Origin of the sequence: uncultured Sulfitobacter sp. (assembly GCF_964021855.1) — a bacterium.
In the GTDB taxonomy this organism is placed as follows: Bacteria; Pseudomonadota; Alphaproteobacteria; order Rhodobacterales; family Rhodobacteraceae; genus Sulfitobacter.
Genome location: NZ_CAXHZD010000001.1, coordinates 1,201,866 through 1,222,539, shown reverse-complemented (window position 1 = coordinate 1,222,539; position 20,674 = coordinate 1,201,866). Strand labels below are relative to the sequence as shown.

Annotated in this window: 14 protein-coding genes; 8 read left to right on the top strand and 6 right to left on the bottom strand. The window is 57.4% G+C overall.

Features of this window, described 5'->3' with window-relative positions; all coding sequences use genetic code 11:
• Positions 1-113 precede the first annotated feature (113 nt).
• Positions 114-710, bottom strand: coding sequence for a TetR/AcrR family transcriptional regulator (locus AADJ11_RS05895; protein ID WP_341233675.1), 597 nt, complete (start codon positions 708-710; stop codon positions 114-116).
• Positions 711-828: 118 nt separating this feature from the next.
• Here AADJ11_RS05895 and AADJ11_RS05890 point away from each other — a divergent pair, with 118 nt between their 5' ends.
• From AADJ11_RS05890 to AADJ11_RS05865, 6 genes are all read left to right on the top strand, one after another.
• On the top strand, positions 829-1,905 hold the full coding sequence (locus AADJ11_RS05890) for an efflux RND transporter periplasmic adaptor subunit (protein ID WP_341233594.1): 1,077 nt from the start codon (positions 829-831) through the stop codon (positions 1,903-1,905).
• Between the two features lie 4 nt (positions 1,906-1,909).
• Positions 1,910-4,963, top strand: a complete 3,054-nt coding sequence (locus tag AADJ11_RS05885; protein WP_341233593.1) for an efflux RND transporter permease subunit — start codon at positions 1,910-1,912, stop codon at positions 4,961-4,963.
• A gap of 217 nt (positions 4,964-5,180) precedes the next feature.
• A complete protein-coding gene (locus AADJ11_RS05880) occupies positions 5,181-6,482 on the top strand; it encodes a cytochrome c (RefSeq protein ID WP_341233592.1) in 1,302 nt (433 codons plus the stop codon).
• Between the two features lie 16 nt (positions 6,483-6,498).
• Positions 6,499-6,972, top strand: a complete 474-nt coding sequence (locus AADJ11_RS05875; RefSeq protein ID WP_341233591.1) for a (2Fe-2S)-binding protein — start codon at positions 6,499-6,501, stop codon at positions 6,970-6,972.
• Entirely contained in the window at positions 6,965-9,286 is a 2,322-nt protein-coding gene (locus AADJ11_RS05870) for a molybdopterin cofactor-binding domain-containing protein (RefSeq protein ID WP_341233590.1), read from the top strand. Before AADJ11_RS05875 ends, AADJ11_RS05870 begins: the two co-directional genes overlap by 8 nt.
• A gap of 259 nt (positions 9,287-9,545) precedes the next feature.
• Positions 9,546-11,984, top strand: coding sequence for a mechanosensitive ion channel domain-containing protein (locus AADJ11_RS05865; protein WP_341233589.1), 2,439 nt, complete (start codon positions 9,546-9,548; stop codon positions 11,982-11,984).
• Positions 11,985-12,060: 76 nt separating this feature from the next.
• Here the strand turns inward: AADJ11_RS05865 and AADJ11_RS05860 are convergent, their stop codons facing one another.
• The 4 genes from AADJ11_RS05860 to AADJ11_RS05845 form a co-directional block, all read right to left on the bottom strand.
• Positions 12,061-13,629 carry an acetolactate synthase large subunit gene (locus AADJ11_RS05860; RefSeq protein WP_341233588.1) on the bottom strand — a complete coding sequence of 523 codons (1,569 nt, stop codon included), beginning with the start codon at positions 13,627-13,629 and terminating at the stop codon, positions 12,061-12,063.
• A 16-nt stretch (positions 13,630-13,645) separates the two neighbouring features.
• Positions 13,646-15,214, bottom strand: a complete 1,569-nt coding sequence (locus AADJ11_RS05855) for a class I adenylate-forming enzyme family protein (protein WP_341233587.1) — start codon at positions 15,212-15,214, stop codon at positions 13,646-13,648.
• A gap of 105 nt (positions 15,215-15,319) precedes the next feature.
• Positions 15,320-17,041 (bottom strand): sulfate permease, encoded by a 1,722-nt coding sequence (gene sulP / locus AADJ11_RS05850; RefSeq protein WP_341233586.1) that lies wholly within the window; start codon positions 17,039-17,041, stop codon positions 15,320-15,322.
• A gap of 225 nt (positions 17,042-17,266) precedes the next feature.
• The gene (locus AADJ11_RS05845; RefSeq protein ID WP_341233585.1) at positions 17,267-18,151 is read right to left on the bottom strand and encodes an MBL fold metallo-hydrolase; all 885 of its coding nucleotides are present in this window, start codon (positions 18,149-18,151) and stop codon (positions 17,267-17,269) included.
• A gap of 108 nt (positions 18,152-18,259) precedes the next feature.
• Here AADJ11_RS05845 and AADJ11_RS05840 point away from each other — a divergent pair, with 108 nt between their 5' ends.
• Together AADJ11_RS05840 and AADJ11_RS05835 are read left to right on the top strand one after the other, a co-directional pair.
• The gene (locus AADJ11_RS05840; protein ID WP_341233584.1) at positions 18,260-19,171 is read left to right on the top strand and encodes an MBL fold metallo-hydrolase; all 912 of its coding nucleotides are present in this window, start codon (positions 18,260-18,262) and stop codon (positions 19,169-19,171) included.
• Complete coding sequence (locus AADJ11_RS05835) at positions 19,168-20,118, top strand: MBL fold metallo-hydrolase (protein ID WP_341233583.1); 951 nt, start codon at positions 19,168-19,170, stop codon at positions 20,116-20,118. The genes AADJ11_RS05840 and AADJ11_RS05835 overlap by 4 nt, the downstream gene beginning before the upstream one ends.
• A 3-nt stretch (positions 20,119-20,121) precedes the next feature.
• Here AADJ11_RS05835 and AADJ11_RS05830 read toward each other — a convergent pair whose 3' ends face one another.
• Positions 20,122-20,568 carry a DUF302 domain-containing protein gene (locus AADJ11_RS05830; RefSeq protein ID WP_341233582.1) on the bottom strand — a complete coding sequence of 149 codons (447 nt, stop codon included), beginning with the start codon at positions 20,566-20,568 and terminating at the stop codon, positions 20,122-20,124.
• Positions 20,569-20,674: the final 106 nt, after the last annotated feature.

Sequence of the window (20,674 nt, the reverse complement as noted above, 5' to 3'; positions counted from 1 at the left end):
GCATGAGGTCTTTCCTGATTTATTTAGTAAGGTATGTCAATCCGACAAAATTAGTCGGATTAAACAATTTCCCGTTTTTCGCGAAAAATCGCCAACGCATCGAAAGCTGGGTCTCAGCCTTTCGTCGCGTATACCGTCATTATGGTGTGCACTGCGCGATCGACGTTGCGATCTAAGCAATCAAAAGGAACGTCGCAGATGCCCAGCATCGCACGTGTCATGCCACACCCTGTGAACAACGCCATTAGATCCTCGGCAATGTCCTGCGACGTTGCCGATAAGGTCAACAAACCGTTATCGGCGGCCTCTTGGATAATCCGAGTAAGAGCTTCATGCGTTTTACCATATGCGGTCAGAAAAAAGGCTTGGCCCATGTCAGGATTCTTGCGCGCTTCCTCGTGAATGAGGCGGCCAAATTCGATTGTATCGCTCAAATTCAAAAAATTTAGCAAGCGCAGGCCAAATTGCGTCAATTCGATTTTCAGGCACTCGCGCGTTTCAATTTTCGGCTGATCCGCACCGCTGATCTTGGCCGTCTCGACCTCGGTCAGACGGCGCAGGATGTCGGTCATATTCTCAAAATATCTATAAATAGTGGCCTTTGACACAGCTGCCTCTCGTGCCAGCATATCGGTGGACACGTCGGAAAACCCGTGTTGAAAAAACAAATCACGGGCCGCATTCAAAATTCTAACCTCGGCAGAAACCATACACATAACTACACCAAATTGTATTTTTATCGCACTCAAAGTACTAAACAGTACTTAGTTGCCTTGCACATGATGTCAAACGGTTTAAGTACCAGCCAGTACTCATCAGGAGCCCGGCATGATTAAACCTGTTTTAACCGCAATTATCTGTCTTTTACCGTTGGCAAGTTTCGCCCAAGACGCGGCTGTTTTGACGCCGTCGGGGGATCCGGCACCGATGCGGGCGGTGAAACTGATCACGCCAAGCGGATCTGCACAGCCAGACAAACGGGTCTTTTTCGGGCAGATCGTCGCCAAGGAAACCGTCGACGTATCCTTTGAGGTTGGGGGGCGACTGGTCTCCTTCGATGCCCAAGAAGGCGAATTTATCGAGGCCGGCACACAGATCGCCGCACTAGATCGTGCCCCTTTTGAGCGCGCCGTTGAGCGTGCGCGGCTGCAGTTAGAACAATCAGAACGCGATTATGTCCGGTCGCAAAAGCTGGCCCAGTCCAACACCGTCGCCGAAACGCAGGTTGAGGATTCCAAGACCACCCGCGATCTTGCCGAGGTTGCCTTGGAAGAAGCGCAAGACGACTTGGATGATGCCACATTAATCGTTCCTTTCCGCGCGCTGGTCGCATCGCGATTGACCCCGAACTTTGCCAATGTGTCTCCCGGTCAGGCCATCGTGCGTCTGCATGACATGTCCGAAGTACGTGTGGAAATTGACGTGCCCGAGCGGCTGTTCCAGCAACGTGATGCGACGGGCGGCCTGACCTTTACCGGTGTGTCCCCGCTCTTCGCCACCGAGGTCCCGCTTGAGCTGCGTGAATTCAACGCGGAAACCCAAAGCATCGGCCAAAGCTACCGCGTCACCTTTGCCCTGCCAGATGATATAGTCAGCCCTGCGATCATTCCCGGCGCGTCGATGACAGTTACTGCGACGATGGATGCCGCCCATAGCCCTATCGCAATCGTGCCGCCGTCTGCGGTAACGATCGACGGCGACACCACCAAAGTGATGGTTTACACCCCAGCCAATGACGCGAAAACCGGCACGGTTGATTGGCAAGACGTCGAAATCGGATCGGTTACCGGCACCGACATCACGCTGTCCGGGCTGGACCCTGATACACAAATCGTCGCTGCGGGCGCGCATCTGCTACGCGCTGGCGAAACAGTACGGCCCTATGCCGGGCTAAGCGCGGATTGATCTGATGAAAATTGCACGCTTTTCGATTCAGTATCCAATCTACACTTGGATATTCATTTTGTTTGCACTGTTTGGCGGGGCCTTTGGCTATTTGTCCGTTGGCAAGCTCGAAGACCCCACATTCACGCTGAAAAGCGCGCTGGTCATCACCCCCTACCCCGGCGCGGATGCCGCCGAGGTTTCGACAGAAGTTTCCGAGGTACTGGAGGCTGAAATCCAGCAGATGGACGAGATCAAAAAGGTCACATCGCGCAATACCCACGGCCTGTCGGTGATCGAGGTCGAGGTTCAGGACACATATGGCGGGGATGAGCTTATTCAGGTCTGGGACGATCTGCGCGACCGCGTCTCGGATGCGCGGGCAGACCTGCCGGAGAGTGCTTTACCCTCGACCGTGAATGATGACTTTGGCGATGTTTACGGCATTTTATACGCGGTGTCGGCCCCGGGCTTTACCGATGCGGAAATCTGGGAGATATCAACATATCTGCGCCGCAACCTATTGACCGTCGATGGTGTGGCAAATGTCCAGATCCAAGGACTGCCCGAAGAGGCCATATTCGTTGAGCCTTCATCGCAAATTCTATCGTCGCTTGGCGTTGATCCCAGCCTGATCATCGGGGCGATCAGCGCCTCTACCGAGATTAACCCAACCGGCTTTGTATCGAACGGGACCAATAATCTGCGCGTGGCGGCCCCCTCGGCCGAGGACAGCGTCAGCGAGATTAGCGGCCTTACCTTCGGTTTTCAGGGCGAGGTGATGAACCTGCTTGATATTGCCAGCGTGAGCCGCGGCCGCGTTGACGAGCCGGAACATATACTGCGCCACAATGGGCACGAGATATTCTCCATGGGCGTATCCGGCCTGTCGTCCGAAAACATCGTGGCAGTCGGCCACCGGGTCGAGGCCGAATTGGAAAAGCTGCAAACGATGTTGCCCATCGGTGTCACGATAGAACCGATTTACGAACAACACCGCGTTGTTGAGGAATCCAACGGCAGTTTCCTCGTCTCGCTCGCGCTTTCTGTGGGTGTGGTGATTGCGGTTCTCGCCATCTTTATGGGCCCGCGCGCAGCGGTTGTTGTAGGGGTTTCCCTGTTGCTGACCGTTCTGGCGACGTTCTTTTTCATGTACCTGTTCGAGGTCAAAGTTGAACGGATCAGTCTGGGTGCGTTGATCATCGCGATGGGGATGTTGGTGGATAATGCCATCGTGATCGCAGAAGGCATGCAACAAGATATGCGCAAAGGGCGGTCGTCGAAAGATGCCGCTGACAGCGCCGCAAACAAGACGCAGATACCACTATTGGGGGCGACTGTGATCGGCGTCATGGCCTTTGCCGGGATCGGGCTTTCGCCGGATGCGTCGGGCGAGTTCATGTTCTCGCTGTTCGCCGTGATCACCATTTCGCTGATGCTATCGTGGCTGGTCGCTGTGACGATCACGCCGTTGCTGGGGCATTATATGTTCAAGGTCGGCGGGCTGGCTGCTGATGACAGCGGCTATGACGGGCCGGTTTTCCGCAGCTATGGCTGGCTTGTTCGGTCGGCGCTCAAGGTGCGCTGGCTGGTGATTGCCGCCCTGCTCGGCACCACAGTCGCCAGCGTCATCGCATTTGGCAGCGTCAAGCAGCAGTTCTTTCCGCCCGCCACCACGCCGCTGTTCTATCTTGAATACAAGGGCGCGCAGGGCACTTCGATCGAGACGACTTCGGAAGATGTGAAAATCGTCGAAGACTGGCTGGCCGCGCGCGACGATGTCGATGCCGTGACCACCACGATTGGCAAAGGGCTTAGCCGATTTATGCTGACCTATGCGGCACCGGATTCCGACAGCTCTTTTGCGCAGCTGGTGATCCGCGCGAAAACCAACGACGCCATCCCCGCCTTGCGGGCCGATCTGGATCAATTCGTGATCAACACACTGCCTTGGGCCGAACTGCAATCGAAACGGATCATCTTTGGCCCGCCCGTCAGTTCAGATATCGCGGCACGGTTTTCGGGGCCAGATGCGAATGTGCTGCGGGAATTGGCCAACGAGGCCAAGGAAATCCTTGCCACCGCGACGCCAAATCTGCACAGCGAATACATCGACTGGCGCGAGCAAGAGATCGTGACCAGACCGCTTTATGCCGAGGATCGCGCGCAGGCCGCAGGCATTTCGCGCAGTGATGTATCCAACGCAATTGCGCTGGCCACCAACGGCATTCCCGCAGGCACGTACCGCGAACGCGACCGGCTGATCGACATCATTGTGCGCACCCCGCGCAGTGAAACAGCGCGCGACGGTCAACTGTTGGATCAGATCGTATATTCCGGCGCCATTCAGGATTACCTGCCCCTGATCCAAGTGATCGACGGTTTCGAGGTCGTGACCCAGAACCCCGTGATCGAGCGGCGTAACCGGGTGCAGACGATTACGGTAAACGCCAACGTCATCGATGGTCTGACCCCGCCAACCGTCTTTCCCGAAATTCGCAGCCAGATCGAGGCGATTGAACTGCCACCCGGCTATTCCCTCGAATGGGGCGGTGAATTTGAAAGCGCAGGCAATGCGCAGGAATCGCTGGGCAAGCAAATGCCGCTCAGCTTTGGCACAATGCTGCTGATCACCATCCTGCTGTTCGGCAAGCTGCGTCAGACTGCTGTGATCTGGACGATTGTTCCGATGTCTATCATCGGTGTCTCCTTGGGTCTGCTCTTCACAGGGTTGGCGTTCAGCTTTACCGCGCTGTTGGGGCTGCTGGCCCTGTCAGGGATGCTGATCAAAAACGCGATTGTTCTGGTCGAGGAAATCGACGTGCAGAAAGCCGAAGGGCTCCCCCAGAAAGAGGCGATCATCAAGGCCAGCGTTTCGCGTTTGCGCCCCGTGATCTTGGCCGCCGGCACGACGATCCTTGGTATGATCCCATTGCTTTATGACGGGTTCTTTGCCGCGATGGCTGTGACGATTATGGCGGGCCTTGGCTTTGCCTCGGTGCTTACCCTGATCGGGGTGCCGGTGTTGTACCACACCTATCTGCGCAAGGAACGCGTGGCCGAGGCGCAAGCCGCCTAAAGACCGGTCACTTCGGCGGGTCCAACCAACCCCTCCGCACCCTACTTGGGCGTACGGAGGGTCACCGTTATCGGGCGGGTATGGATGCCCGCAAAATACCAATTATCTTTTTGATATTTCTCGGAACTTTCCGCGCATCCCCTTCGTTGATCTCAGCGGTGTTAATTTTCAACACCCTCGCAAGCCAAACGCGCGCCAACAGATCAAGGATATCCCCATGCTGAAAAAAATCTTCCTCGGAGCTATTGCCCTAGGGGTCATCGGGGCATTGGGGTTTGGCGTCTATGCGTATAAGTCGCCGATTGATCCGATCGCTGCCGATCAGCGGGATGAGTTTGATCCTGACACCGTCGAAAAGGGCCGCATTCTGGCCGCCGCTGGATATTGCGCCACCTGTCACACGGCCGCCGATGGCCCAGCATATGCGGGCAACTATGCGATGGATACCGGGTTTGGCACGATCTATTCCACCAACCTGACCCCCGACATGGAAACCGGCATCGGGTCATATTCCCCCGCCGCATTCCGCCGCGCCATGCACGAAGGTGTCGACCGCGAAGGCCGTCATCTCTTCCCCGCCTTCCCCTATGATCACTTTACCAAAATGACCGATGAAGACGTTGATGCAATCTATGCCTACATCATGACCGAGGTCGAACCGGTCAAAACCGTTCAGAAAGAAAACGAACTGCCATTCCCGCTGGATCAAAGGTTCTTGCAGGCCGGATGGAAGTTGCTGTTTGCTGACTTTGGCCAATACGAGCCTGACACCGACCATTCGGATGCTTGGAACCGTGGCGCTTATCTGGCCGAGGGGTTGACCCACTGCGGGGCATGTCACACGCCACGCAACGTGCTGGGTGCCGAAAAACAATCGCAGCAATACGCCGGGGCCGAGATTGACCGCTGGAACGCCCCTGCCCTGACAGCTGCCAACGCCTCTGCCGTACCTTGGACCGCGGCTGAATTCAAAACATATCTGATTGACGGCATAACAACCTATCACGGCGTCGCAGCTGGCCCCATGGGCCCGGTTGTGCATGAGGGCGTGCGCGAATTGCCCGAAAGCGACATGGACGCATTGGCCGTGTACCTAGCGGACAAGGTCGGCGCGACCGACGATGATCCAGCACAAAGCGAAGTCGTCTTGGCCAGCTTGCAAAGCAACCAACCCGACCCGCAGTATCGCCGCGACTTGGGCGAACGGCTCTACGCCACGGCCTGTGCCTCGTGCCACTATAACGTCGAGCAAATTCGCCAAGGCCGTCCCGACTTGGGCATCAACTCTGCCACCAACATGGAGCAGCCCAATAACCTGATCCACGTCATGCTGGACGGCGTTAACGGCCCCGAGGGTATTCCGGGCGTTGTGATGCCGGGCTTTCGTGGCGCGTTTAACGACGACGAAATCACCGCGATTGCCGCCTATCTGCGCAGCAACCGCGCAGGCAAACCCGACTGGCCAAATCTGGCCGATACGGTTGCTGATATCCGTGTGAACGGTCCCACCGCACACTAATCTAAAGGAAGACAAGATGATAAAATTTCAGATCAACGGGCGCGATGTCAGCGTCGACGCAGATCCTGATACACCCCTGCTGTGGGCCATCCGTGACGAAGTCGGTTTAACGGGTACAAAATTTGGCTGCGGTATCGGCATGTGCGGGGCCTGCACCGTTCACGTTGGCGGGCGCGCTACGCGGTCGTGCATCACACCACTGTCTGATGTCGCCGGAACCAGCGTGACCACCATCGAAGGGCTGGATGAACAATCCAACCACCCTGTGCAAGAAGCATGGCGCAATTTGCGCGTGCCGCAATGTGGCTACTGTCAGTCAGGTCAAATTATGCAAGCCGCTGCATTGCTGCAAGACATCCCCGACCCCACCGATGACGACATTGATGCCGTCATGACCGGCAACCTTTGCCGGTGCATGACATATCCGCGCATTCGCAAAGCCGTTCGCGAAGCTGCGACCGCAATGACAGGAGCGCAAGATAATGGGTAATAAATTGCTTTCACGCCTTACCAATTCCGCCAAACCGGCCGAGCTTAGCCGTCGCGGTTTCCTTGTCTCGATGACCGCCGCTGGCGTTGCATTCGGGTTCCCCCGCGCATCGCTTGCCGCGATGGACCCCGCTGCCGCTGACGGTGTGCCGGTCGCACCCACCGGCGAAACCTTCGAGCCGTCCTTGTGGTATTGGATCGACAGCGAGGGCAAGGTGAACGTCAACATCATCCGCGCTGAAATGGGCCAACACGTCGGCACCGCCATCGCGCGCATCCTCGCGGACGAGCTTGAGGTCGCGTGGGAAAACGTCAACATCACCCACGTAGACACAGCCGAAAAATGGGGCCTTATGGTCACCGGTGGCAGTTGGTCGGTCTGGCAAAGCTGGCCGGTTTACCGCCAAGCCGGGGCCGCCGGACGTGTTGCACTGATCGAAGCCGCCGCCGAGAAATGGGGCGTTGATCCAGCCACCTGCACGGCCCGCGAGGGGGCTATCACAGATGGCACCAACAGCATCACCTATGCCGAGCTGGTCAGCGACGGTTTAACCCGCAGCTTTACCGAGGACGAGCTGAAGGCGCTGCCGCTTAAGCCGCATTCGGAATTGCGTTTGGTCGGCAAGGACGTGACCGCGCTGGACATCGGGACCAAGACCAATGGTCAGGCGATCTATGGTCTGGATGCCAAGGTTGACGGGATGGTTTACGGCGTGCCGCTTTTGCCGCCGACACGTCTGGGATCATCGGTCACCTCCGTTGATGACAGCGCGGCCAAGGACGTCAAAGGGTACTTGCAAACGCTGACACTGGATGATCCGTCGGGCACCGTGCCGGGCTGGGTCGTTGTTTTGGGTGAAACGCTGATGGCCGCCAAATGGGCGTCGCAGGCGATTTCGGTCAAATGGGACGCAGGCGAAACCGCTGGCGTGTCCGAGGCCGATATCAACGCGCGGTCCCGCGAGTTGATCAGTGATGCGTCCGCTGGGGCCATTCTGCACACTGAAACGCCTGATACCACTTCCGCCTTTGATGGGGCTGCAAATGTGATCGAGGCTGAATACACCACCCAGACCGTTTTGCATTTCCAGCTCGAGCCGGTGAACGCCACCGCGTTCCAGAACCAAGACGGTATTTGGGAAATCCACACAGGCAACCAATGGCAATCGCTTATTCTGCCCACGCTTTCCGCAGCGCTCGACGCGCCTGTCGATAAGATCGTGATGCGGACCTATATGTTGGGCGGTGGCTTTGGCCGGCGTCTGAACGGCGATTACACGGTGCCTGCGGCGCTTGCCTCAAAGGCGATTGGCGGCAAACCGGTCAAGCTGGTGTTCTTCCGCGAGGATGACGCGCAATTCGACAGCCCCCGTTCGCCCAGCGTGCAAAAACTGCGCATGGCCTTTGACGACAATCAGCAGGTCGTCGGCATGGAACATCACGCCGCTGCGGGCTGGCCCACGGGTGTCGTGGTGCCGTCGTTTATGCCCAATGGTGTGAACGGCCAACCTTATGACCCCTTTGCGATTGATGGGGCCGATCACTGGTATTCGGTGGGCGCGCATCAGGTGCGGGCGATTTCTAACGATCTGGCCAACCAGACCTTCCGCCCCGGCTGGCTGCGGTCTGTCGGGCCGGGCTGGACGAACTTTGCCGTGGAAAGTTTCATGGACGAGGCGGCCCATCAGATCAAAACCGATCCGCTGGACTTCCGGCTTCAGCACCTGAAGGCCCAAGGGTATAATGCCGGGTCTGCCCCGAATGCCGTTGGCGGGGCTTCCCGTCAGGCAAACGTTCTGCAAAAGGTGGCCGAGATGTCGGGCTATGGATCAACCGATCTGCCCGCCGACACGGCCATCGGGATTGCCACCACCTTCGGCCAATCGCGCAGCATGCCAACTTGGACAGCCGGTGCCGTAAAGCTGCACGTTGATCGCGCGACTGGTGAAATTGACGTGCAAAAGATGTGGCTGGCATTTGACTGTGGCACCGTCGTTGACCCTGATAGTGCCCGCGCCCAATGCGAGGGTGCAGCACTCTGGGGTCTGTCGATGGCGCTGTACGAAGGAACGTTGTTTGAAGATGGCAATGTCGTTGACCGCAACCTTGGCACCTATACGCCGCTGCGGATGATCGACACGCCTGACATGGAGATCGAATTCGTTGACAGTACCGAGGTGCCTGTCGGTCTGGGCGAACCCGGCACGACCGTGATCGCCCCTGCGATTGCCAATGCGATCTATAATGCGGTCGGCGCACGCATGCGCCAATTGCCGATCCGTCCAGACGATATTCTGGCCGCGATCAACGCGTAAATCTAATTCAGGTGTCCGGGCAACCGGGCACCTGCCAGCACCTTTGCTGCACAGCCCCCTCTTAAAATTTGCCTCAAGTGGATTTGCCCCAATCATCGTTGATGGGGCAATTGATCCCTTCAACCGTGCAAATGGTCGACATTTACCCCAAATAACTTACTTCTCTTTACACCACGCCTCCCCCATAAGGCACCAGCCCATTCGGCGGGCGCGGCGCGCCCCCTGTGCGTGATCAATCGGTCTGAAAAAGAGAGTGACAATGAATAACCTTTCCAAGGCAACTGCCCACCCCGGCAAAATTCTACAGCTTATTGCGGCGGTCATCATGGTCAGTCTGTTGTCGCTATTCCCGGTTTCAACACAGGCGCAATCGCTGTTCACCGGCGGTGGTGGCTCCAGCTCAAGCGACGCAAGCTCAGACACTGCATCCGAGGGTGATAAAACGCCGCTGGCGACCCTGCTTGAAGTTCTGAAAGACGATGACGCCCGCGCCGAACTGATCGCGGATCTGGAAAAGACCATCACACCAGAAGACGAAGGTGAAACTGCGGCAAAAGATGACAGCAACGCTGAAACCGCGGGCGAGGAAAGCATGTCGATTGTCGGCCAGATCGCCACAACGACCCAGCAATTCGTCGAAAGCTCTGCCGCGACGGTAACGACGTTCTGGGCATCGCTCAAGGGCGGTGTCACCGGGGGCGAGGGCGTTCTTTCCGGCCTAAGCGGGACCGAGTTTTCCGTACTGATCGACGCACTTCAAAGCCTTTTGGCTGTGATTGCGATCACCTTCGCCATTTTCTTTGTCCTGCGCTATTTTGCCCGCCACCTATATACGCGGATGGGCGAGAGGGCCGAAAACGTCGGTATTTTCCGCTCGATCGTGTTGTTCATCCGGTCAAACCTGCTTGATGCTTTCATCGTGATCGTTGCATGGGCCGCCGGCTATTTGATTGCCCTTTTGGCGATTGGAGAGTCCGGCGAGATTGGCATCACACAATCGCTATACCTCAACGCGTTTCTGCTGGTCGAAATGACCAAAGTCGTGATCCGCGCATTCCTTTCGCCCGTTGCATCCGGCTTGCGCATTGTTCCTGTCAGCGATTTCGCGGCGCGGGTTTTGAACCTGTACCTTGGCGTTGTTGTCAGCCTGCTGGGCTATGGCCAATTGCTGATCGTGCCGATTATCAACCAGAACGTAAATGCTGCAGCTGCCTCTGCCGTATCTGCGCTGCTGTCGGTGATTGTGCTGCTCTATCTCGTCTATGTCGTCCTGCGCCGCCGCAAGGATGTGGCCCTGTGGTTGCAAGATGAACCAACCCCCGATCAGCCCGCCAACGCGGAACAGCCGCCCGTACAGGACCGCAAAGACAGCTTCATCATGCGGTTCCTGCGTGCGCTGGCCGGTATCTGGCACTGGGTCGTCTTGGCCTATATCGCCGCGATGTTCATTGTCGTGATGACCCAACCGGCGGACGTGACCTGGAACGCCATTGTGGGCTCGGGCAAAATTCTGGCGGCGATCATCGTGGCGGCATTGCTGTCCGGTGTGCTGGCCCGTGCGGTTCATCGCGGCATTTCCCTGCCCCAAGACATCAATGAAAAGCTCCCGCTGCTTGAACGCCGGATCAACACCTTTGTCCCAAGGGCGTTCAGCGCATTGCGATTGATCCTTTTGATCTGCGTGCTGATGTTCGCGCTGGATGTCATCGGCATGATCGACATGAAAGGCTGGCTGGAAAGCAAATTCGGGCTGGCGGTGACCACGGCGCTGATCTCGGTCGGGTTGATCCTGACTGTGGCTTTTGGCATCTGGTTGGCCCTGACATCCTTTGTCGATTATAAACTGAACCCCGAATATGGCGCGGTGCCGACGTCCCGCGAGACGACCTTGTGGGGTCTGATGCGCAATGCCGCGACGATTGCGTTGATCATCCTAACGCTGATGTTCGTGCTTAGCGAGATTGGTCTGGATATCGGCCCGCTGCTGGCGTCGGCTGGGGTGTTGGGTCTGGCCATCGGTTTTGGTGCACAAAAGATGGTTCAAGACATCATCACCGGTATTTTCATCCAGTTCGAAAACGTCATCAACGTGGGTGATGTGATCACGGTGGGCGGCACCACGGGGACGGTTGAAAAGCTGTCTGTGCGGTCGGTATCGCTACGCGATGTGCAGGGCGTGTTCCACATGATCCCGTTTTCGACGGTGGATATGGTTAGCAACTACATGCGCGGGTTTGCGTATACCTTGACCGACATGGGCATCGCCTACCGCGAGAATATCGAAGAGGCCAAGCAGGCCATGTTCGAGGCCTTTGACCGGATGACCAAAAACGAACCTGATATTGCCGATGATATCATCAGCGAATTGGAATGGTTCGGCGTGCAATCCTTGGGGGACAGCGCGGTTGTGCTGCGCACGCGGATGAAGACAAAGCCCGGCAAGCAATGGACAATTGGCCGGATGTTCAATGGGTATCTCAAGATGGTGTTTGACGAGCGCGGCATTGAGATTCCGTTCCCACAGCAAACCATCTGGCTGGGCGAAAACAAGGATGGCACCACCCAGCCGTTCAAGATCGAAGGCCCCCAGAAAAACGAAAAATCATCGCCCAAGAAGAGCAAGACCAAGCAGATCAAGAAGGACGATGTGCCTGACAGTGATGATGCCAACGATGCAGAGGGCGGCGCAGAGCGTTAAGGCCGTTCAGCAGATAGAAAAAGCCCCCCGCTTCACATCGAAGCGGGGGGCTTTTTTGTTACTCGGCCAGTGGCTTCTAAAGCACGGCTTCGATCAGATACGGGCCTTTGGTCGCCAGTCCGGTTTCAATCGCCAGCTCCAGTGCCTCGCAATCGGTGACCTGCGTTGCCTCGACGCCCATAGACTGCGCCATTTCGACGAACTTTAGCGTAGGCTGGTCAAGCGACAGCATGTCCATCGCCTTGGGGCCAGCGTTGGTGACACCCACATTCGTCAACTCTCCGCGCAGGATTTTGTAAACGCGGTTGGCGAAAATCACGATCGTCACGTCCAGCTGTTCACGCGCCAGCGTCCAAAGCGCCTGAATGGTGTACATCGCGCTGCCATCGCCAACCAAGGCCAGAACCTTGCGATCCGGGCAAGCCACCGCCGCACCGATTGAAACGGGCAAGCCATAGCCGATAGAGCCACCACAGTTGTTCAGCCATGTGTGTTTTGGGGCACCTGCCGTGACCGGAAAAAACGCACGGCCGGTGGTAATCGCCTCGTCCACGACGATGGCGTTTTCAGGCATCACGCGGCTCAGAACCGAAGCAATCCCGTCGGGGTCCAGCGGGCCGGTGGGTTTTTCCGGCACAACAGGCTGGGCGACTTTTGCGGGCGCTGTGTCTTGCGCATCTGCGCCCGTGCACAGCGCATCCAGCGCCCCCGCGATGTCTTGGGATGTCTTGCAAAGCTCGATAATATCCGTCCCAGGTGCAGTCAGGATCGCAGGCTTGCCCGGATAGGCAAAGAACCCGATGGGCGCGCGGGCACCGACCAGCACAATCCGCTTGAACGGTGCCAGTGCCTCGAGCGCCTGATCAATCGGGTATGGCACGCGGTTAACGATGACCCGCCCTGCCCCGCGCTCAAGCTTGGAGTTCGCCCATTCGCAGAGCAGCTTGCAGCCCGTTTTTGCGGCAATGCGCCCGGCTGTTTCCAACGTCTGTTCATCCAACGCGGCACCGCCCAGCAACAACAGGCTGTCAGGGCCGGACAACGCTGCGATGGCGCTTTCCAATGCGTCTTGATCATAGCTGGGCCGCGGTGTCGCCGCGAGCGGCGCAGCGACTTTACCGCCGTCGTTCCACGCCGTGTCGCTGGGCAGCATCAGCGTGGCCACCTGCCCCGGTGCCACATTGGCCGCATGCACAGCCTTGGCCGCATCCGCGCCTACATCAGTGGCCGACAGCGATGTGTGTACCCAATGCGATACCGGCCTTGCGATGCCTTCGATGTCCGAGGTCAGCGGCGCGTCCAGCTCAATGTGGCTTACGGCATGTTCGCCGACGATGTTCACCACACCAGAACCGGCCTTTTTGGCGTTGTGCAGGTTCGACAAACCATTGGCGAGACCCGGACCAAGATGCAGCAGAGTGCAGGCGGGTTTTCCAGCCATGCGGAAATACCCGTCGGCGGCACCGGTGGCGACGTCCTCTTGCAGCACAAGGATCGACCGCATTCCCGGCACATGGTCAAGGGCCGCAACAAAATGCATCTCGGACGTGCCGGGGTTGGTGAAACACGTATCCAGCCCGCTATCGAGCAGGGTTTTCACAAGGCTTTCGGCACCGTTCATTGGCGTATCGTCTTGGGTACTCACGTTATATTCCTTTGGCTCAGGTGTTCGCATTTTCCCAAAACGGGATGCGGAGTTCTTTTTTCAGGATTTTCCCGATGGAGCTGCGCGGCAATACTTCGCGCGCCTCGACCGCTGACAGGCGCTGGCTTTTGCCCAATTTCGCGTTCGCATCGGCACAGATTTGTTCGGCAGTGCGGGTGGCCCCACCGCGCAAGACGACCAAGCCATATGGCGTCTCGCCCCAAGCGTCGGACGGCACGCCGATCACGGCGGCATCGGTCACGTCAGGATCGGCCAGCAACACCAGTTCAAGGTCATCTGCATAGATGTTCAAGCCGCCCGAAATGATCATGTCTTTCTTGCGGTCTGACAGGATCAGAAACCCATCCTCGTCAAAGCGGCCCATGTCGCCAGAGCGGAAAAAGACGTTGCCCTCGGCATCGCGCCAGATGTAATCGGCCGTCAGATCATCGCGTCCGAAATAGCCTGCCATCATGGTGGGGCCGCGGCCGCAAATTTCTCCGACCTGCCCTTGGGGCACTTCATTACCGGCCTCGTCAATCAGGCGGATGTCATTGCCGGGGGCCAGTTGCCCGACAGTGTGCAGCTTGTCAGGGTGTTCGGACGAGTTCAGCACCGTCACGCCGCCGCCCTCGGTCAACCCGTAGTATTCGAGCAGTTTACCGGGGAAACGGGCCAGCACATCGGCCTTTAACTCGGCGCGCAAAGGGGCCGAGGTGGAGAACTTGACCTTCATGGAAGACAGATCAAAATTGTCAAAGTCGGGTATATCCATAATGCGCTTGTATTGGACGGGCACCAGCATGGTGTGCGTAATCTTTTCCCGCTGCACGATCTCAAGATATCCGCGCGCGTCGAATTTCGGCATCAAATAGACGGTCGACCCGCCATAAAGCGTGGGCAGGAACGACACGATTGTGGTGTTGGAATACAGCGGCGTAGACAGCAGCGTGCGCGCGTCATCATCGTATCCGTTCGGCGTGACGCGTTCCATCTGCGCGGTTCGCATCGCGTGATTGTGCAAGATGCCCTTGGGGGTGCCGGTGGTCCCGGATGAGTAAATCAGGTTGAACGCATCCGACAAATCCAGCGCGATATCGGGGTCAGTATCATCCGCCGCCTCGACCGCCGCATCATAGGCAGCAAATGCCGCATGGTCGAAATCAATCGCAAAACGGGCGATATCCAGATCGGCCACAAACCCATCCACCAGATCAAGATACTGCGCTGCGACAAAAATCGCCCGCGCACCGCAATCGGTCAGCATCTTTTGCAAGGCATCAGGCGACGCCATTGTCGACAGCGGCGTCACGCAGGCACCCGCCCGCAAGATACCCATGAACAGTTCCGCATAGGGGATCGAGTTGGGAGAGATGATTGCGATATTATCGCCCTTCTTGACCCCAAGCGACAGGATCAGATTGGCGATTTTGTTGATCCGCGTATTGAACGCGCCCCACGTGACCTGCTGCGCCTCGCAGACCAGTGCCAGCTTGTCAGGGTCCGCCTGTGCGTTGGCGCGCACGGCCTCTACGATATTCTTGGCTGGCATGCTGGGCGGTATGGGTGGGTTGATCGATATCATCGGTTATTCCTGAACTGGCTCCTCCGCCGTCTGCGGAACAGTGTTTCGCAGACGGCCCTCGGGACCGTTGTAACGATCAGAAATAAACTTGCAAATGGATGTAACTTAGGTGGCGGAATTTTTTAGCGCGTCATAGGCCGCATGCTGGGACAAAAACACTTGGCCCGTCAGGTCCGCGATAAAGTGCTGCTTTTGCAGCCGGTCCATCACAGGGCCTTTGACCTCGGACAGGTGCAGCTTGATCCCCATATCCTTGAGCCGGGCATTAATCGCCTCAAGAGATTCCAGCGCGCTAAAGTCGATTTCATTGATGGCAGAGCACATGAGCACAACGTGTTTGATATCAACGTCGCCCGCCAGACGATCATAAATATAATCCTCAAGAAAACGCGCATTGGCGAAATACAGGCTTTCGTCGATGCGTAAGGTCAGAATGCTGGGATCGGTTTCGACCGCGTGGCGGTGAATGTTGCGGAAATGCTCGGTGCTGGGCACCAGCCCCACCTCGGCGATATGCGGTTTGGTGGTTTTATAAAGGTGCAGGAATATCGACAGGACCACACCGCAGGTCACGCCCAGTTCAACACCGCTCCCCAAGGTGACCAGCATCGTAGCAAGGACAGCCGCGAAATCAGCCTTGGAATATCCCCACGCTTTCTTGAGAATGGTGAAATCGACCAAGGTCAGCACCGCAACGATGATAGTCGCCGCCAGCGTGGCTTGCGGCAGGAAAAATACCAAGGGCGTCAAGGCAAGCGCGGCAATGGCCAAGCCGACAGCGGTAAATGCGCCCGCCGCCGGGGTTTCAGCCCCCGCGTCAAAGTTCACAACAGATCGGGAAAACCCGCCCGTCACCGGAAAACCGCCCGTAAACGCGGCACCCAGGTTTGCAGTGCCCAAGCCGATCAGCTCTTGGTCGGGGTCGATGCGCTGGCGTTTTTTCGCGGCCAAGGTCTGCGCAACCGAAATGGATTCAACAAAGCCGATGACCGAGATCAGGATCGCAGGCAGCAACAGTGCGCCCATCAAATCAAAGGAAAAGTCGGGCATGGTCAGCGGTGGCAAGCTTTGCGGGACTGCGCCGACAATGCGCACGCCATGGCCCGCTAAATCAAACAGCCAGACGACGACGGTTGTGAGAACGACAGCGGCTACGGGCCCCGCCTTGGTCGCGACATCTGCCGCCCCTGCGCTGACCCCTTTGGATTTCAAAAACGGCTTGAGCCCCCTGCGGACCCAAAACAAAAACGCCGTTGCCGAAACCCCGATGATCATGGTGATCCAATTCGTGTCGCCCAGATGGATCACGATGGAATGGAGCAGTTCGATCAGGTTTTCGCCCGACGCGCTGATGCCCAAAATATGCTTGATCTGGCTTGCGGCGATAATCACACCTGACGCGGTGATGAAACCAGCGATGACCGGATGGGACAGGAAATTGGCGAGAAAGCCCAGCTTGAACACGCCCATCGCCAGCAAAATCGCCCCCGACAGAAACGCCAGCGTTAGGGCGGCAACGGCATAGCCCATCGTGCCTTGATCGGCGATATTGCCCAAGGCCGCCGCCGTCATCAGCGATACAACGGCAACCGGCCCCACGGCCAAGGCGCGACTGGTGCCAAAGATCGCATAAAGAAGGATGGGCACAATCGACGCATAAAGCCCGGCCTCGGGCGGTAGCCCCGCCAACAGCGCATAGGCCAAGGACTGCGGGATCAGCATGATCGTCACGATCACTGCGGCCATCAGATCATTGGACAGCGACGTTTTGTTATAGCTGCGCCCCCAGTCAAGGATCGGCAGATATTTGGTCAGGTTCTGAGGCATTATCGCGCAGACTTTCGTTAAGTGATGTCAGGCCGGATGACATCCAGCCTGTTCGGGTTGTCCCTTACTCGGGGGCTGTCACCCTTGATATTGGTCAAGTTTCGCAAACAAGACCTCGGGCGTGGTCTGCCCACTACGGCCTTTTCGCATCAGCCCATGCCAACAGATTGATGACAGATGTCCGCGCCGCCGGTTTTTGTACATTTGCCCGAGGTGTCTGCGTACTTACAGGCCGTTTACCGGCACCTTGAGGACTGTATTCCCATCCTTGTCTTTGGGAATGTGGCCCGCGCGCATGTTGACCTGCAGCGACGGGATAATCAGTTTTGGCATATCCAGTTGCGCATCACGTTCCGTGCGGAAGGCAATGAACTCCTCGCGGCTTTTGCCGCCACCGACGTGAATGTTGTGGGCTTTTTCTTCGCCGACCGTGGTTTCCCACTGAATATCGCGGCCGTTGGGGCCATAGTCATGGCACATGAACAGGCGCATATCGTCCGGCAGGCTTAGTACCTTTTGGATGCTGTCATAGAGTTGCCCCGCATCGCCACCGGGGAAATCCGCCCGCGCCGATCCGCCGTCGGGCATAAACAACGTGTCCCCGACAAAGGCGGCATTGCCCATCACATGCACCATACAGGCGGGCGTGTGGCCGGGCGTGTACATGGCAAAGCAGTCCATGCCACCGATTTTATACGTATCCCCATCCTTGAACAAAGCATCGAACTGCGACCCGTCCCGCTGGAATTCGGTGCCCTCGTTGAACACTTTGCCAAAGGTGTCCTGAACCACCATGATCTTTTCACCGACGCCAATTTTACCCCCCAGCTTTTGCTGGATGTAAGGTGCTGCTGACAGGTGGTCGGCGTGGACATGGGTCTCGATGATCCACTCCAACTTCAGGCCTTTATTCTCGATCTCGGCGATCAGGTTGTCAGCGTGATCATAGGTGATGCGACCCGCCGCATAATCAATGTCCATGACCGAGTCGACAATCGCGCAGGCATTCGAGTTGGGGTCACGCACGATATAGCTGATCGTGTTGGTTGCCGGGTCGAAATGGCCAGAAACTTCTGGGGTTACGCTCATATCTACTGGGTAGTCCGTCATGACATCATGCTCCTCTACAGCGGAAAAACGCATCGCGAACAAGTCTTGCGCGACGGCGCGTCTTAATACATATTCATACTATGGAATTTTTAAAGAGGGAAGCGGATTATGGTCACGAATAGACGCGACTTCATGCTGCAAGGTGTCGCAGCCGGCGCAATGATGGGTTTGCCCGGTTTGCTGCACGCCCAGATGGCTGTTGGAAACATGACGCTGGACGTGGTGAGCGATGGCCACCTGACGCTTCCCGGCAGTTTTATTTTCGGCCCCATGCCCATAGATGGATTGATGCCGATCCTGAACCGGCTTGGTCAGGAATATGATCAACTCACGCCGCCCTGTAACCTAAGCCTGCTGCGCGGAAACGGTCGTGTCGTGCTCTTTGACGCGGGATCGGGATCAGAGTTTATGCCCACCGCTGGCAAAATGATGGATGCACTTGATGCCCTAGGCGTCGCCCCGGAAGACATCACCGATTTGGTGCTGACCCATGGCCATCCCGACCATCTATGGGGGGTGCTGGACGATTTTGGCGATGCCCTGTTTACCAACGCGACCCATTATATCGGGCAAACCGAATGGGACTATTGGACCGATCCGAATACCGTGAACACCATCGACAGCGGCCGTCAGGCCTTTGCCGTGGGGGCTGCGCGGCGGTTGGGTGTTGTGGCTGACCGGATGCAGTTCTTTAACGACGGTGACGAAGTTTTGCCAGGCGTTGGTGCGCGCATGACCCCGGGCCACACCCCCGGCCATATGGCGTTTGAGGTTCGTGCCGAAAACACGGCCGTGATGATTGTGGGCGATAGTATCGGCAATGATCACATCGCCTTGGCCCGACCCGCGTGGGAATCTGGGTCTGACCAAGACCAGACGTTGGCCGCGAAAACACGTGTCGGACTGATCAATGATCTGGCCACGGCAAACATGCCTATCGTCGGCTTTCACCTTGGTCATGGTGGGCTGGGGCGGATCGAAAAAACCACCGACGGCTTCACCTTCAGGACCGACCTATGACCCTGCGCGCGCTGACAGTTGCCGTCGCCCTCATCTCCCTGCCCGCCTTCGCAAGTGAGGATATCGCGGATCAATATCCGGGTTCGGTTTTATACTCCAAACCGGTGGAATTCATCCCGCATGTATTTTCCGCCATCGGGGCCACCGCGCCACCCACCTATGAAAACGCAGGGCACAATAATAACCTAAGTTTCATCGTCACCGGTGATGGGGTTGTCGTGATCAACAGCGGCGGATCATACCAACTGGCCAAGGCCTTGCATGACGAGATCAAGGCCGTTACCGAACAACCGGTCAAGCTGGTGTTCAACGAAAACGGCCAAGGCCACGCGATGCTGGGCAACACCTATTGGGCTGAACAGGGCGTCACGATCATTGCCCAGACCGATGCCGCAGAAGCGTTTGAGGATGAAGGCCCCGGATCGCTGCGCGCCGCGCAAGCGCGGCTAAAGGAACGTGCAGACGGCACCGAACTGACCCCGCCCACGGAAACCTTTGACGACACATATTCCGTTGAAATGGGTGATTTCCGTATCGAGGCGCTGCATCTTGGCCCCTCGCATAGTCCCGGCGATATCGTGGTCTGGCTGCCCGAACAAAGTCTGGTCATCGCGGGTGACATGGCGTTTCACGAACGGATGCTGCCGATCTTTCCCGACACCTTGACCGATGAATGGTTGGGAACCTGGGATGGCCCGTTCGAGGCACTCGGCGCGACCTATGTCATTCCCGGCCACGGCCACCCCACAAACATGGCGCAGGTACGGCGCTATACCAAGGGGTATCTCGAATATCTGCGTGGCAAAATCGGGGAACATCTGCATGCAGGCGGATCACTGGCCGACGCATATTACGTCGACCAATCGCCCTATGCCCATCTGGATACATTCGAGGAACTGGCCACTAAAAACGCGGGCCGCGTGTTCGAACAGATGGAGTTTGAATAGGCTCTAGAACCCGTCGAGCGCGTTTTGTGCGAGATCGTCCAGAAACGCCTGAACCTCTTGCATCGGCCCTTCGGGATAGGTGGGGTAGCCGATGGAAACTTGGCCATCAATGTCGGTCACGAAAACGCTGTAGGGGCAGTGGGCGATGTTCATCGGATCGAGTTCCATCACCTTGCGTGACAACACCGCCGAGCAGAACAAAAACACATCCGCGGCTGCGTAAATCTCGACATCGCTGCCCACATCGGCACCGGTACGGTTCAGCATGTCGCCCACGTGGCTAACGTGATCAATCACCAGCCCCTTGCCGATGATTGCATTTTCAACGGCAAAGGTCGCGTCCTCAAAGCTGCCATCATAGGGGAACGTGATCGCTTGATCTTGGGCCGCGACGGGCGCGGCAACAAGGCAAAGTAAAAGGGCACCAAAGGTTCGTTTCATCTTATGCATCCTTTCAGGGTTGGGCACGGCGGTGCCGGTACAGCCCCGCCTGATACCTTATGCAATCATAGCCCCTGCCGCGTCCAAATACCAACAGTCTCGTTACCCGCTGGCG